This is a genomic window from Azorhizobium sp. AG788 (assembly GCF_004364705.1).
Taxonomy (GTDB): Bacteria; Pseudomonadota; Alphaproteobacteria; order Rhizobiales; family Xanthobacteraceae; genus Azorhizobium; species Azorhizobium caulinodans.
Genome location: NZ_SOBM01000002.1, coordinates 555,811 through 570,717 on the forward strand (window position 1 = coordinate 555,811; position 14,907 = coordinate 570,717).

The 14,907-nt window shown below is 66.8% G+C and carries 13 protein-coding genes; 7 read left to right on the forward strand and 6 right to left on the reverse strand.

Translation table 11 applies throughout. The features are described 5' to 3' along the window. Window positions 1-42: 42 nt before the first annotated feature. The 6 genes from phnN to DFO45_RS06655 form a co-directional block, all read right to left on the reverse strand. Window positions 43-2,115, reverse strand: coding sequence for a phosphonate metabolism protein/1,5-bisphosphokinase (PRPP-forming) PhnN (gene phnN, locus DFO45_RS06630; protein WP_245517974.1), 2,073 nt, complete (start codon window positions 2,113-2,115; stop codon window positions 43-45). Between the two features lie 5 nt (window positions 2,116-2,120). After that, window positions 2,121-2,957, reverse strand: a complete 837-nt coding sequence (gene nadC, locus DFO45_RS06635; RefSeq protein WP_012170994.1) for a carboxylating nicotinate-nucleotide diphosphorylase — start codon at window positions 2,955-2,957, stop codon at window positions 2,121-2,123. Window positions 2,958-3,105: 148 nt separating this feature from the next. Then, a complete protein-coding gene (locus DFO45_RS06640) occupies window positions 3,106-3,837 on the reverse strand; it encodes an ABC transporter permease subunit (RefSeq protein ID WP_043880288.1) in 732 nt (243 codons plus the stop codon). 5 nt (window positions 3,838-3,842) lie between these two features. Next, window positions 3,843-4,619: an ABC transporter permease gene (locus DFO45_RS06645; protein WP_208299747.1), complete on the reverse strand. Its 777-nt coding sequence runs from the start codon at window positions 4,617-4,619 to the stop codon at window positions 3,843-3,845. Window positions 4,620-4,629: 10 nt separating this feature from the next. After that, entirely contained in the window at window positions 4,630-5,454 is an 825-nt protein-coding gene (locus DFO45_RS06650; RefSeq protein ID WP_133864260.1) for an ABC transporter ATP-binding protein, read from the reverse strand. Beyond that, window positions 5,451-6,431, reverse strand: coding sequence for an ABC transporter substrate-binding protein (locus DFO45_RS06655; protein ID WP_133864261.1), 981 nt, complete (start codon window positions 6,429-6,431; stop codon window positions 5,451-5,453). Before DFO45_RS06655 ends, DFO45_RS06650 begins: the two co-directional genes overlap by 4 nt. A gap of 302 nt (window positions 6,432-6,733) precedes the next feature. Here DFO45_RS06655 and DFO45_RS06660 point away from each other — a divergent pair, with 302 nt between their 5' ends. The 7 genes from DFO45_RS06660 to DFO45_RS06690 all read left to right on the forward strand — a co-directional run bounded on the left by DFO45_RS06660 (window position 6,734) and on the right by DFO45_RS06690 (window position 14,905). Further along, window positions 6,734-7,276: a MarR family transcriptional regulator gene (locus DFO45_RS06660; protein WP_133864262.1), complete on the forward strand. Its 543-nt coding sequence runs from the start codon at window positions 6,734-6,736 to the stop codon at window positions 7,274-7,276. Between the two features lie 137 nt (window positions 7,277-7,413). Then, window positions 7,414-8,853, forward strand: a complete 1,440-nt coding sequence (locus DFO45_RS06665) for an FAD-binding oxidoreductase (protein ID WP_133864263.1) — start codon at window positions 7,414-7,416, stop codon at window positions 8,851-8,853. A gap of 69 nt (window positions 8,854-8,922) precedes the next feature. Then, a complete protein-coding gene (locus tag DFO45_RS06670) occupies window positions 8,923-10,008 on the forward strand; it encodes an ABC transporter substrate-binding protein (protein WP_133864264.1) in 1,086 nt (361 codons plus the stop codon). A 112-nt stretch (window positions 10,009-10,120) separates the two neighbouring features. Beyond that, window positions 10,121-11,215, forward strand: a complete 1,095-nt coding sequence (locus DFO45_RS06675; protein ID WP_133864265.1) for an ABC transporter ATP-binding protein — start codon at window positions 10,121-10,123, stop codon at window positions 11,213-11,215. 1 nt (window position 11,216) lies between these two features. Continuing rightward, window positions 11,217-12,989, forward strand: coding sequence for an ABC transporter permease subunit (locus DFO45_RS06680; protein WP_133864266.1), 1,773 nt, complete (start codon window positions 11,217-11,219; stop codon window positions 12,987-12,989). A gap of 32 nt (window positions 12,990-13,021) precedes the next feature. Beyond that, window positions 13,022-13,942 (forward strand): 4-hydroxy-tetrahydrodipicolinate synthase, encoded by a 921-nt coding sequence (dapA, locus tag DFO45_RS06685; RefSeq protein ID WP_133864267.1) that lies wholly within the window; start codon window positions 13,022-13,024, stop codon window positions 13,940-13,942. Window positions 13,943-14,020: 78 nt separating this feature from the next. Next, window positions 14,021-14,905, forward strand: a complete 885-nt coding sequence (locus tag DFO45_RS06690) for an IclR family transcriptional regulator C-terminal domain-containing protein (protein ID WP_043880289.1) — start codon at window positions 14,021-14,023, stop codon at window positions 14,903-14,905. Window positions 14,906-14,907: the final 2 nt, after the last annotated feature.

The window sequence follows — 14,907 nt, forward strand, 5'->3', positions numbered from 1 at the left end:
CCTTATATTCCGGCGGCCTTGCCCGGAGATTGCGCCACGGAGCTACCGCTCCGGATTGATCCTGCGGAATGCTTTCCCGTCCATCATGATGCCGTAGCCGTCGAACGCCAGCGCGGCGCCCGCCGCCGCCTCGAGATCGGCAGCCGTGGAGGCATGGATGACAAATAGCGGGTCTCCCGCGCGCACCACGTCGCCCACCCGCGCCTTCAGATCGATGCCGGCGCCCTTGTCCAGCGGCGCGCCGGCAAGGCGGGCGATGCCGGCCACGGCGAACCCGTCGATATCGCTCACCTGTCCGTCATTTTGGGCGGTCACGGTGTGCGTGAGGCGGGCGGGACGCACCGGCTCGCTCCAGCGCCCCTGCGCCTCCACGATCCGCTCCAGCGCCGCGCGGGCGGCACCGGAAGCGAGAAGCTCCTCGGCGCGGGCGCGCGCCCTGTCCGGACCAACGGCCGGATCCCAGGCGAGAATGCGGCTGGCGAAGAAGAGGGCTTTCTCCTTCAGGTCCGGCGGGGCTTCGGAATGATCCTCCAGGACCCAGAGCACGTCCCGGACCTCAAGAGCCGGCCCGATGCCGCGCCCGATGGGAGCGCTGCCGTCGGTAGGAATGGCTTCGACGGTGAGGCCGAGCCCGGCCCCGACCTGCTCGAACAGGCGCGCCATCTCGTGCGCTTCGCCCGCCCCCTTTACACGGGCGCGGGCGCCAAACGGCAGGTCGATCACCACATGGGTCGACCCGGCGGCCAGTTTCTTGGACAGGATGGAGGCCACCGACCAGCGCGTGGAATCGAGCCCCAGCGGCCGGGTGATGGCGTTCATGACGTCATCGAGGGCCGAATGACTGAGCCGCCCATTCCAGGCGATGCAGCCGCGTGCCCGTTCCACGGTGCGGCGCACCTCGGCGCTGTCGAGATCGACGCGCGCCAGCGTCTCCATAGCGTCCGCCGTGCCGGCCGCCGAGGTGATGGCGCGGGAGGAGGTCTTGGGGATGGCAAGCCCGTGCGCGGCGACGATGGGCACCACGATCATGGTGATGCGCGAACCGGGAATGCCGCCCATGGAATGCTTGTCCACCACCATGGGTTCATCCCAGGTGATGCGGCTCGCGAATTTCGCCCGCACCTTGGCGAGCGCCAGCACTTCGTCGTCACTCAGGCTGCGGTCGGCGGCGACGAGAAAGCCGGCGACCTCGCTGTCGGGATAACGCCCCTCCACGATGTCTCCCACCACCTGCGCATAAGCGCCCTCATCCAGCGTCGCGCCCTGGATCTTACGGCGGAGCGCGGCGCGGCTTTCGGGCACGGGGGTGCGGGTGAGGACCAGTTCCGATCCTTCCGGCAGGCCGAGGGCCTCGAAGGCTTCCGAGGACAGGCCCACGGCACCGGACGGCAGCAAGGCATCGCCCACCAATGCCACTTCGGCGCGGATGCTGCGCCCCTCGCCGATCAGGTCCACACGCCCCGGCCCGAGATAGTCCGGCGCGGCCACAACGGTATTCCCACGAGCCAGAAAGGCGACATTTCGTCGTCCGGTCTCGATGGCCATCCGCACCAGCCTCAGGCGGGCGGTCTGCGCGACAAGCGCAGCGACGAATTTCTCGATGCCGGCGCGTGGCGTGCTGTCGTTCGGCACCTGAATGACCGTGACGCTCTCCGGAAACGGCGGCACTTTGCGCTCAAGCCGGGCGGCGATGTTCTCCGCGCCTTCGCGTCCCCTGCCCTTCAGGCGCTCGGCCAACACCGCCTCCGGCGCCGTGATCTCCAGCACCACCAGATGCGGCACCCGCTCCGCCAGCGCGGCGACCATGGCCCGCGAGCCATTGGCGATCACGTGGCGCCCGGCGGCCATGTCGTCGAGCAGCGTGGCGCGCAGGCCGTATTTGAGCCCGTGCGCCTCCCAGTGGATCAGGAATCCGCCCTGCGCCAGCGCGGCGTCAAACTGGTCGACGCTCAGCGCCTCGTGCGCCTCGCCGCCCGCATCGGCCGGCCGGGTGATGGACCGGCGCGCAAACACGTACCGGCCGGTGGGACCGAGAGCCGCCTTCGCCCCCTCGATGAGGGTGTCCTTGCCCGAGCCGCTCGGCCCGACCACGAAGAAGAAGAGTCCCGATCCCATGGCGTTCACTCCGCCTCGTCGAGGCCGATGTCGACGGCCGGCGCCGACTGGGTGATCTTGCTGGTGGAGATGTAATTCACCCCCGTCTGCGCGATGGGGCCGATGGTGTCGAGCCGGATGCCGCCGGAGGCTTCCAGCGGCACGCGCCCGGCCACCAGCTCCACCGCCGCCTTCATGTCCGGGATGGACATGTTGTCGAGCATGATCACGTCCGCACCCGCAGCGAGCGCCTCGCCCACCTGATCGAGGCGGTCGCATTCCACCTCGATCTTGGTGAGGGTCGGCAGGCTTTTCCGGGCGCGGGCGACAGCCGGGCCGATGCCGCCGCACACGGCGATGTGGTTGTCCTTGATCATCACGCCGTTATCGAGGCCGAGGCGGTGGTTGAGGCCGCCGCCGGATGTGACGGCATGCTTCTCGATCATGCGCAGGCCGGGCGTGGTCTTGCGGGTGTCGATGAGGCGCGCCTTGGTGCCGGCAACCGCCGCCACATATTTCGCCGTCTCGGTGGCGATGCCGCTCATGCGCTGGACGATATTGAGGGCCGTGCGCTCGGCGGTGAGGATGCCGCGCGCCGGGCCGCGCACGGTGAGCAGCACCGCGCCCTTTTCCACCACATCGCCGTCCTTCACCTTCACTTCCACGTCGAGCCGCTTGTCGTAGCGCCGGAAGATGGCGGCCGCGATCTCGATGCCGGAAATGGTCATGGGCTCGCGGGCATTCATGTAGAAATGACCCTGCTCGTCCGGCTCGATCATCACCTGCACGGTGAGGTCGCAATAGCCGATGTCCTCGGCAAGCCAGAGGTCGATCAGCCGGTCAATCTGGAAGGGATCATACATGGGGCTTCTCCCGAGGAAGGCGCATTGAATTCAGGCGTGTTGCGGCCGACGCCGGGAGGCCGTTGTGGCGGCCCGGCGGGACAGAATTTCAGAGCGATCAGCGGTGGTCCGTCAGGACCGGAAGGACGGTTTCAGGTGCGGCACCTCCTCATGACGGCCGCCGCGAACGGTCGAGCGCGAGCAGGAGACCGTTGGCGACGAGCGCCACGATGGCGATGAGGAGGGCGACAGCCAGAACGGTCGGCATGTCGCCCCGCTCCATGGCATGGGTGACCATGTAGCCAAGGCCGTTGCGCGAGGCGAACATCTCCCCGATGAGCACGCCCAGCAGGCAGAGCGAGACCCCGAGCCGGGCGCCGGTGATGACCTGCGGCAGGATGGCGGGGAGGATGACGCTCACCGCCGTCTGCCACGAGGTGAGCCCCATCACCGCCGCGCTGCGTCGATAGACCGGCTTCAGCTGCAGGATGGCGTTCATGGTGAAGAGCGTGAGCGGGATCAGGCCATGCATGATGCCGAAGGCGATGCGGGCGGAGATGCCGAGCCCGAAGATGAGCAGCACCAGAGGATAGAGCGTCACCTTGGGCAGCGAATAGAGATTCACGAGGATGGGCTCCGCCACCTCCCCCGCGAGCCGCTTCATGCCGAGCAGGACACCGAGAGTGATGCCCGCCGCCGTGGAGAGAACAACCGCCACCGCAAACGCATAGAAAGTCTGGCCCGCCTGCTTCCAGAAGGTGGGATCACCCAGCAGCACGCCCATCTGGCGGAGCGTTTCCAGCGGCGAGGGCAGGCTGGAATTGGCGACGCCGAGGTGCAGCGCCTCCCAGGCGACGAGGCCGGCGAGAATGACGAGGAGAGGACCAAGGACATGGCGCATGGCGATCACCGCCTCAGCCGGGACTGGAGCCGCCGGTCGACCGCGTCGAGCCCGGCATTGATCACCGTGACCGCAAGGATGATGAGCAGCATCAAGGCGTACATGTCGCGGTTGTTGAAGTTGTTATAGGCATAGGCGATGGCGTAACCGATGCCAGCGCCCGACAGGATGAATTCGGACGCGATGACGCCGATGAAAGCATAGGCGACCGAGAGCTTCATGCCGGTGAAGAGATAGGGCAGCGCCGCCGGCAGGCTGATCTTCAAGGCCCGCTCCACCGGCCCCATGCGCAGCATGCGCGCGGTCTTGCCGAGCACGGGCGGAATGCGGTCGATGCCGTTCAGCGTCGCGGTGATCATGGCCACGATGGCGAGCAGCACGGCGATGGCGATGATGGCCCCGCTACCGACCCCGAACAGGATGATGAAGACCGGGTAGAACATGAAGGTCGGGACAGCATAATAGCTGGCCAGCAGAGGCTCCACCGCGCCGCGTACCTTCGGCAGGGCGTGCAGGATGGCGCCGATGAGAAAGCCGAGCACGATGGCGATCACGGTCGCCGCCGCCACATTGCTGAAGCTCACCAGCATGTCGCGATTGTAGGTGCCGCGCGCCAGGATCTCCGCAAGGCTCGCCGCCATCACCGACGGCGGCAGAAGGATGGTCATGGGAATCCAGCCGATGCGGCAGGCAAATTCCAGCGCCCCCACCGCGCCCACGATGACAGCGAGCCGCAGCCAGAAGGCATAGCCGGAGAAGCGGTAGAGCGCCGAATTCGCCACGGCCGCCTCCTCAGCTTCCGCGCAGGTGCTTGAGGGATTCGGCGCGCAGCTTCTCCCACAGATGCGCGGTGAGTTCGCCGAAGCGCGGATGGGAGACGATGCGGCTGTCGCGATCGCGCGGCCAGCCGGTTTCCAGGACGTCGATGAACAGGCCGGGACGGGCCGACATCACGCCCACGCGATCGGAGAGCATGGCCGCCTCGTCCAGCGCGTGGGTGATGAGGAGAACCGTCGCGTTCGTCTCCCGCCAGAGGCGCAGCAGTTCGTCACCCATCAGCAGTCGGGTCTGCTGGTCGAGCGCGCCGAAGGGCTCGTCCAGCAAGATGAGGCGCGGCTGCATGACCAGCGTGCGGGCGATGCACACGCGCTGGCGCATGCCGCCGGAGAGTTGCGCCGGATAGGCCTTGGCAAAATCCTTCAGCCCCATGAAGCCGAGGGCATAGTCCACGCGCCGCTCGATCTCCGCAGGATCGACGCCCGAGCGCCGCAGGCCGAAAGAGACGTTGTCGTGCACATTCAACCAGGGGAAGGACGCGTCCTCCTGGAACACCACGCCGACGCCCGCCGGCACGCCGGTGATCGGCTTGCCCTCGAACTCCGCATGTCCGGCCGTAGGGGCCGAGAGACCGGCGAGGACGTCCAGCAGGGTTGACTTGCCACAACCCGAAGGGCCGACCACCGAGAAGAACTCCCCCCGCCGCAGGTCGAGATCCACCGGTCCAAGCGCGTGGACTGCGCCCCCCTTGGGGGAGCCGAAGACCCGGGTCACACCCGTCAGCCGGGCGTGGTGGTCGTCGGTGGCGGCGGAGGGCACCGCTGCGAGCGCCGCGCTCATTTCGTGCCCTGGAGGGCCGGAGGCAGGTAGCTCGGATCGAGCAGCTTCGACCAGTCCACGTCGGCCGTCACCTCGCCGATCAGCTTCAAGCCGTCCACGGTGCGGTTCAATTCGGGAATCGAGAACTCGCCCTCGCTCCACATGCGCGGGCCGATCATGTTGTCCACCGCGATCTTTGCGATCTTCGGCTCAAGCTTGAAGTCCTTGCCGACGATCTCCGCTGCCTTGGCGGGATCGGCATAGATGGCTTTAACACCGTCGGCCCGGCCGGCGATGATCGCCTTGAGCTTTGCCGGATTGGCCTTGGCGAAGGCGCGCGTCGTGATGCCCACCGAGGTCGTCATGGGCGGCAGCACCTTGCCGTAATTGACGACGGTCCGGTACTTGTCGGCGCGGATGATGGAGAGCGGCTCAATAAGGGCCGCCGCGGCCACGGCGCCCTGCTCCAGCATGGTGAGGCCGTTCACATAGCCGCCCGAGGCCACGCGCTCCACCTTGGACGCGTCCACGCCCTGTTCCTTGAGCGCCATCAGCAGCAGCATCTCCGAGACGCCCTTGGGCGAGGTGATGGCGACCTTCTTGCCTTCCAGATCCTTCAGCGACTTGATCGGCGAGTCCGGCATGGTGACGAGGGAGGCTTCCGCCACCGAACGGGTACCCGTGTTGACGATGATGACATCAAGTCCCTGACGCTGCGCCGCAAGCGCGGCGGCGATCGCCACATCGCCATAAGGCGTATCGCTGGCGAGAAGATTACGCACCGTCGTGCCGCCGCCGCCCGAGCCGATGATGCTCGTGATGTCGACGCCCGCCTTCTTGAACAGGCCTTCCGCCATGGCCACCGCATAAGGTGCGCCATAGAGGCTCGTGCCCCACTGGGTCACGGAAATCTCGTCGGCCTTGGCGGCACAGACGGCGGCGACGCCGGTGATCGTGACCGCAGCCACAAAGGACCGGATGGACGGGAAGAAGGACATGAAGCTGACCCCGCTGACTGTGTCGTTCCACGCAGAATAGGCGTCGCAGGACCGAGGGGAAGCCGCAGAAGCGTGCCTGCGGCGGAGCGTGCACCTATCCGGTACCGATCGATTGCTTGCGAAGTAGAGTACACACTTTTTAGTTCGTCAACGTAGAAGGCGACCTCGCGAGCGTTTTCGAGCAAGGATATTTTGTGCAGCGCGTGCCAATTTAATTTGCACACGCACAAATTTCGAGACGCAGCGCGAAATCAACATTTCCCGATTGCGCGAGAAGAAGAGTGCACACTACGATCCCATAGATGAGCGCCGTCGTGACGGGACGACGGGACCGTCACGACCGGAGTGACAGCGTGTCCGACGATCGCCACCGCGAGACTTCGACCGGAACGGCCGACGCTCCGCACGCGGACGGCCCCTACGACTTCCGCGACCAGGTCGGCCACCTCTTGCGCAAGACCTACCAGCGCCACCTGGCGATCTTCCAGCAGCACGCCGCCGACCCCAACCTCACCGCAGTCCAGTTCGTCACCCTCTGCGCCCTGCGCGACAACGGCCCGAGTTCCCAGAGCGAACTGGTCCGCCTGACGGCCGTCGACCAGGGCACCATCCGCGGCATCATCGACCGCCTGCGCGCCCGCGAACTCATCTCTCTCACCACAGACCCGGAAGACCGGCGCAAGGTGATCGCAACGCTGACGGACGGCGGCCGGGAGGCAATCGCAGATATGGTGCCCTGCGCCCGTCGGATCACGGAACTGACGCTGCAAAATCTCAATGCGGCAGAACGCGTGGCCCTGCAGTTTCTCCTGCGCAAGATGCTCGGTCCGGACACACAGGGCTGATAAGCCCGATCTCATCAGCCGCGGAAATCCACCGGCCCAGCCCCAGATGGGGCTGCGCAGGCGCTTGTGCGCATGCCAAAACATATGTAGCGTATTCCAATCACAGTAATTGTAATGCGATTACTCAAGGTCCAAGCATGGCCAGTCCGTCTTCCGATATCGTCTCCGCTTTGACCGCGCTCCTCGGCGCCGACAGCCTCCTCACGGAGGCGGCGGACCTCGCGGCGCATATCGAAGACTGGCGCGAGCGATATCGGGGCCCCGCGGCCTGCGTCGTGCTGCCGAGGAGCACGCAGGAAGTATCCGACGTGGTGCGCCTGTGCCACGCCCATGGCGTCCCCGTCCTCCCGCAGGGCGGCAACACCAGCCTGTGCGGCGGCGCAGTGCCTGGCACGGACGGGCAGCCCCCGGTGATCGTCGCGCTCTCCCGCCTGCGCCGCATCCGGTCCGTCGATCCGGCCAACAATGCAATGGTGGTGGACGGCGGCTGCGTGCTTGCGAACGTGCAGGAGGCGGCGCGGGAGGCCGACCGGCTCTATCCCATCAGCCTCGGGGCGGAAGGCTCCTGCCAGATCGCCGGCACCATCGCCACCAATGCCGGCGGCACCGCTGTCCTGCGCTACGGCAACACACGCGAGAATATCCTCGGCCTTGAAGTGGTGCTGCCGGACGGCGCCATCTGGGACGGTCTGAAGGCGCTCCGCAAGAACAACACGGGCTACGACCTCAAGCACCTGTTCATCGGCTCGGAAGGCACGCTCGGCATCATCACCGGCGCCACCCTGAAGCTGCACCCGCTGCCGACCGCCTTCTGTGTGGCCTGGGTCGGCGTCAGCTCGCCGGATGCGGCGCTGTCCCTGCTCGGGCGACTCCAGTCCGCCTGCGGTGCCCGCCTTTCCGCCTTCGAGCTCATCAATGACCTCCAGCTTGATCTCGTGCTCGCAAATGTTCCGGGCCGCCGCAATCCCTTCGCGGCCAGCCATCCTTGGCACGTGCTGGTGGAACTGAGCGACAACAGCCCCGAGGTGGAGCTGTCCGCCGTTCTCGGCCGGGTGCTCGAAGAAGCCATGGAAGCCGACCTCATCGAGGATGCCGTCCTCGCCGCCAGCGAAGCCCAGCGCGCGGCCCTCTGGGAGATCCGCCACTCGGTGTCGGAAGCCAACAAGAAGGCCGGCGTCGGCCTCACCACCGACTGCGCGGTGCCGGTCTCGGCCGTGCCGACCTTCATCGCGCAGGCGACGGATGCCGTTCGCGCCATTGTTCCGGACCTGCCGGTGATCGTCGTCGCCCACATGGGCGACGGCAATGCGCACTTCATTCCCTTCTTCACCTATCCGGAATGGGAGGCGGTGGCCGACAAGGAGGCCATGGCGCACCGGATGCGCCATGTGGTCAACGAGGTTTCCCACGCCCTCGGCGGCACCTTCAGTGCCGAGCACGGCGTGGGGCGCACGCACATCGCGGAGATGGCGCACTTCAAGTCGCCCGTCGAACTCAAGCTCATGCACGCGGTGAAGGCCGCCTTCGACCCCGACAACCTCTTCAATCCCGGCCGCCTGCTGCCCCCCGCAGCCTGAGCCGGGAAACGGCCGATCCCACGTTCAACAGTGTCTCAGGTCCTCATAACAAACTTCAGAGGTGAGCCCATGACTGACGTTCCCGGTACCGGTCCCTCCCGCCGCACGCTGCTCAAGAGCGCCGCCGCCGGCGCAGCCGCGGTCATGATGCCGGCCGTCTGGTCGCCCTCCCGCGCCGCCGGCAAACGCATCGTGGTGCGCGATGACGGCGGCATCTACACCAAGGCCTACGGCGCGGTGTTCTATAAGCCGTTCACCGAGAAGACCGGCATCGAGGTGGTGGGCGTGCAGGCCGCCGCCGAACCCACCGCTCAGATCAAGAGCATGGTGGAGACGAAGAACTACACCTGGGACATGGCCAAGATCAGCAAGCCGGCCATCCTGATCCTCACCGACGGCGGCACGCCTTATCTTGAGAAGCATGGCCTCGAGAGCGATCCGGTGATCGCGTCGATCCCGGCCCAGTACATGTCCCCCTACGGCGTCGGCACGAACGTCTATACGACGGTGCTCGCCTATCGCTCGGACGCTTTCCAGGGCAAGAAGGCGCCCAAGTCCTGGGCCGACTTCTGGAACGTGAAGGACTTCCCCGGCCGCCGCGCCATGCGCAAGCATCCCTTCGACACCGTCGAGGAAGCGCTGATGGCGACCGGCGTCCCCACCAACCTCGTCTACCCCTGCAATGTGGACAAGGCGTTCGCGGCGCTCGACCAGATCAAGCCGAACATCGCCGTCTGGTGGACCTCCGGCGCGCTGGTGGAACAGGTGCTCACCTCCGGTGAGGTGGACATGATCCCGACCTGGGTTTCCCGCGCACAGGCCGCGCAGGCCAAGGGCGCCCCGGTGGAGATCATCTGGGATCAGGGCATCTGGGGCGGCGACCACTGGTCGATCCTCGCCGGCACGCCCAATGCGGACGCCTGCCGCGAGTTCATCAAGTTCGCCTCCGATCCGGAGCGCATGGCCAAGCTGACCGAATTCTTCCCCGCCGGCGTCACCCAGCCGAAGGCGTTCGACTACATCAAGCCGGACATCGCCAAGAACTGCCCGACCTTCCCGGCCAACATTCAGTCCGGCCTCCAGATCGACGCTGCCTACTGGCTGAAGAACCAGGCGGCCGTCATCGAGCGCTTCAACAGCTGGGTGCTCGGCTGATCCCACTCGGCGCCCGCTCTCCCCTCCCCAGGGCGCCGAGCGTGCCGGCCGGATCTTCCCCATCCGGCCGGCACCCCCTTCTTGTCGCAGACACTTGTCCCGGAGCCGTTTGATGTCCTCGTCCAGCCTGTCCGTCCACGGCCTCGGCAAGCGCTACGGCGAATTCGTCGCCCTCGCGCCCACCGATCTGGAGGTGGCTGCCGGGGAGTTCCTGACGCTGCTCGGCCCCTCGGGTTCGGGCAAGACCACGCTGCTTAGCCTCATCGCCGGCCTCACGGCGCCGGATGACGGCGCCATCCGCATCGGCGGCGCGGACGTGACCTACCGCCCGCCCTATGAGCGCGACCTCGGCATGGTGTTCCAGAACTATGCCCTGTTCCCGCACATGACCATTGAGGACAACATCGCCTTCCCGCTCAAGATGCGGAAGGTGAAGGGCGCGGACGCGAAGAAGCGCGCCGCCGAGGCGCTGGAGCTTGTGCGTCTGCCGCATGTGGCAAAGCGCTTCCCGCGCGAGCTGTCCGGCGGCCAGCAGCAGCGCATCGCGCTCGCCCGCTGCCTCGTCTATCGCCCGTCCATCATTCTCATGGACGAACCGCTCGGCGCGCTCGACAAGAAGCTGCGCGAGCATATGCAGCTCGAGATCAAGCGCATCCACCGCGAACTCGGCACCACCATCATCTATGTGACGCACGATCAGGAAGAGGCGATGACCATGTCGGATCGCATCTGCCTGATGAACAGCGGGAAGATCGAACAACTGGGAGCGCCCGGCGATCTCTACTTCCGCCCGCGGACCGTCTTCGTGGCGGACTTCCTCGGGGAGTCGAACCTTCTGCCCGCACAGGTGGACCGCAACGAGGCCGGTACGCTGGCCGTGACGCTCGACGGAGGCGCCGGCAGCGGGCAGGCGATCGGCAATGGCGCCAATCTGGCGGCCGGCGCGAAGGTGACGGTCATGGTGCGCCCGCAGAACATCACGGTGCGCCCCGCCGGCGAGGGATCGGGCAAGCTCAAGGGTCGGCTCACCGACATCATGGTCACGGGCAGCCTCACCAAGCTCTATCTGGAAGCGCTGGCACCCGGGCTACCGCAGCTCGTGGCGGCCTATCCGACCCGCACGCTCAGCGACGACCACAGCATCGGCGACGTGCTCGAACTGGACTGGCAGGCGCAGGATGCGGTCGCCATTCCGGCGGGACAGTGACATGAGCACCGCACTCTCCGCTCCCGCCCGCGCCGCGGCCCGCCGGAAGGCGTTCGGCCGCGCGCTCATGGCGGCGCCGCTCATCGTGCTGCTGCTGGTCTTCCTGGTCTATCCGGTGGGCCAGTTGCTGCTGCTCAGCGTCTGGGGCGCCAAGGGCTTCAGCCTTCAGGCCTACGCGCCGCTGTTCTCCTCGCCCCTCTATATCAACGTTCTGCTCATCACGTTGAAGATCTCCGCCATCACCACGCTCCTGTCGGTGATCGGCGGCTATCCGATCGCCTATCTCATTTCCGTCTCCGCCCCCGAGCGCAAGGCGCGGCTGCTGTTCTGGGTGCTGCTGTCCTTCTGGACCAGCTTCCTCGTGCGCGCCTTCGCCTGGATCGTCATCCTCGGCCGCCGGGGCGTCGTGAACCATCTGCTGCTGAGCCTCGGCCTCGCCGACCAGCCCGCCGACCTCCTCTATAATTTCAGCAGCGTCATCATCGGCATGGTGCATGCGCTGATGCCGCTCGCCATCCTCACCATGCTCTCGGTGATGGAGAACATCGACCGCACCCTGCCCCGCGCCGCCTCGACGCTGGGCGCTCGGCCCGGCACGGCCTTCTGGAAAATCTATTTCCCGCTCTCTCTGCCGGGCGTTGCCGCGGCGGCCATCATGGTGTTCGTCACCGCCATCGGCTTCTTCATCGTGCCCGCCCTCCTCGGCGGACGGCGTGAGACGATGATCACGCAGCTCATCATCGACCAGGTGCTCCAGACCATGAACTGGGGCTTCGCCGGCGCCATCTCGGTGCTGCTGCTGGTGGTCGTGCTGGTGGTCTTCCTCGCCTATGACAAGCTCGTCGGCCTCTCGACCATGACCGGCTCGGGCAGCACGCGCCCGGCCAAGGCCGCCTCCGGCGGCCTCTCGCAGCGGATCGGCGATGCCCTGCTCACCGCCCTCGGCACCGCCAGCGACGCGCTGATCTCGCTCTTCCCCCACCGCAAGAAGGCAAGCGGAAAGGCGCCCCTCCCCCTCGTCTTCTTCGTCGTCGCCCTGCTCGTGCTCATGAGCCTTCCGGCCGTGCTCATGATCCCGCTGTCCTTCGGCTCGGGCGGGCTCAACTGGCCGCCGCGCGGCTTCACGCTGGAATGGTATGAGCAGATGCTCCAGTCGCCCGTCTGGGGGCAGGCGCTCATGCGCTCGCTGCTGGTGGGCCTCGGCACCGGCGTCCTTGCCATGCTCATCGGCACGCCTGCCGCCTTCCTGCTGGTGCGCAGCGACATGAAGGGCAAGGGCGCGATCCTCGCCTTCGTGCTTTCGCCCATCGTCGTGCCGCGCATGATCATCGCGGTGGGCCTGTTCTACATGTTCGCCCGCATCGGCCTCGTCGGCACGGCCCTCGGCCTCATCCTCGGCCACACGGTCGTCGCCGTGCCCTATGTGGTGATGACCATGATGGCGGTGCTGCGGAACTATGACACCCGCCTCGATCTTGCGGCCCAGAGCCTGGGCGCGCGCCCGCTCGCAACGCTGCGCTATGTGACATTGCCGATCCTCGGGGCGGGCATGCTGTCATCCTTCCTGTTCGCCTTCGCGACCTCTTTCGACGAGCTGACGATCGCGCTCTTTGCCTCCGGCGGCCTCAACGCCACCTTGCCCAAGCAGTTCTGGGACGAGGTGACGCTCCAGGTCTCCCCCATGATCGCGGCGGTTTCGACCTGCCTCTTCATCTTCATCGCGGTGCTGATCTTCGTTGCCGACCGGCTGCGCCGGCGCAGCCTCGCCAGCTGACCGCAAACCCCGTCACAGACCCAGGGCTCTCCATGCTGACCTCTTCCCAACTGCGCGGCATCTTTCCGGCCACTCCGACGCCGGTGAACGCGGACGACACCATCAACGTGGGCGCCTCGAAGGCGCTGTTCTCCTGGCTGCTGAAGCAGGGGATCGACGGCCTCGTCCCGCTCGGCGGCACGGGCGAATACGGCGCCCTGCCGCGGTCCGAGCGCATCAAGTTCGCGGGTCTCGCCGCGGAGGCCATGACGGGCAAGGGCCCGGTGATCGCCGGCGTTCTGGACACCGGCTATCATGATGCGCTTCAGGCGGGCCGTGAGTTTGCGGCGGCGGGCGTGGACGGCCTGCTGGTGCTCACGCCCTATTACACGAACCCGACCCAGGCCGGCATCCGCGATTATTTCCTGCGCTATGCCGATGCCTCGCCGGTGCCGATCCTCATCTATGAAATCCCCTACCGCACCCGCATTGCCATCAATCCGGAGATCCTGCACGAGCTCTCCCGCCATGAGCGCATCATCGGCATGAAGGCGTGCAACACGGACATGTACCACTTCCTGCGCACGGTCGCGGGCGTGGACGAGAGCTTCACCATCCTCAGCGGCGAGGACACGCTCTTCCCGCTGCATGTGGCGGCTGGCGCCAAGGGCGGCATCGTGGTGACGGCCAACCTGGTGCCGAACGCCTGGCGCCAGATCTTCGACCTTGCCCTCGCCGGCAAGACGCAGGACGCGCTGGCTTTGCATCGCCGCCTGATCCCGCTGATGAACATGGCCTTCGCCGAGACCAACCCCGGCCCCATGAAGGCGGTGATGGATCTCATCGGCGTGGATGCCCCGCGCATGCTGGCGCCGCTCGTCTCCGCCGCGCCCGATCTCGCCGCGCGGCTGCGAAGGGAACTTCAACCCCTGTTGCAGGAATTCGAAGGCGTTCCGCACGCCCTCGCCTCCTGAACCCGAAGGCCGCGCGGCCGTATTGTGCATCTGCATTGCCATTGACGGCTGCGCGGCGAACCCGAAATTTAAGGCATCATGCGCAAGCCCAGCCGGACCTCCCTCCGCCCAGCCAGTGCCAAGCCCGCCGCTCCCTCCCCCGTCCGCACGGAACGCGCGGATGCCGGCGCGGCGGTCGCCGAGAAGAAGCGCTCCTCGCTCTTCGTCGGCTCGACGGAGAAGGCCTTCCAGGTGCTGCATGCCTTCGACGGGCCGCTGCGCTTCATGACGCTGGCCGACATCGCGCGCGCCTCCGGCCTCGACCGGAGCGCCGCGCAGCGGCTCGTGCACACGCTGGAAACGCTCGGCTACATCCGCCGCGTGCCGGACACGCGCAATTATGCCCTCACCTCCAAGGTGCTCCAGTTCTCCTACAGCTACATCCGCGCCAATGAGCTAATTGACAAGGCCTCGCCCTATCTGCTTGACATCAGCCGCCGCCTCGGGGAGACCACCAACCTGCATGAGCTGGACGGGCCGGAGGTGGTGTTCGTCGCCCGCTTCCCCGGCCAGCACATGAACAATATCGACATCGTGGTCGGCAGCCGCCTGCCCACGTTCTTCACCTCCTCAGGCACCGCCATGCTGTCGCAACTGAGCGAAGAGGAGCAGCGGGAGATTCTCGCCCGCACGAATCTCTCCCCCCGCACGCCCTTCACAGTGACGGATCCCGAGGCGCTTCTGGCGCGTGTGAGGCAGGCGGGAGAGCGCGGCTATGCGATGATCGTGAACGAGACCGTGATGGGCGACATCTCCATCTCCGCCCCCATCACCGACGAGCACGGCCGCCCGGTCGCGGGCATCAACATCTCGGTGCCCACCAGCCGCTGGACGCCGGAGCGCGCGGAGGCGGAACTGGCGCAGGAAATCCAGGTGGCCGCGACCTCCATCTCCAAGCCGAAACTCACCCGTGTTTCAAGCTGAGG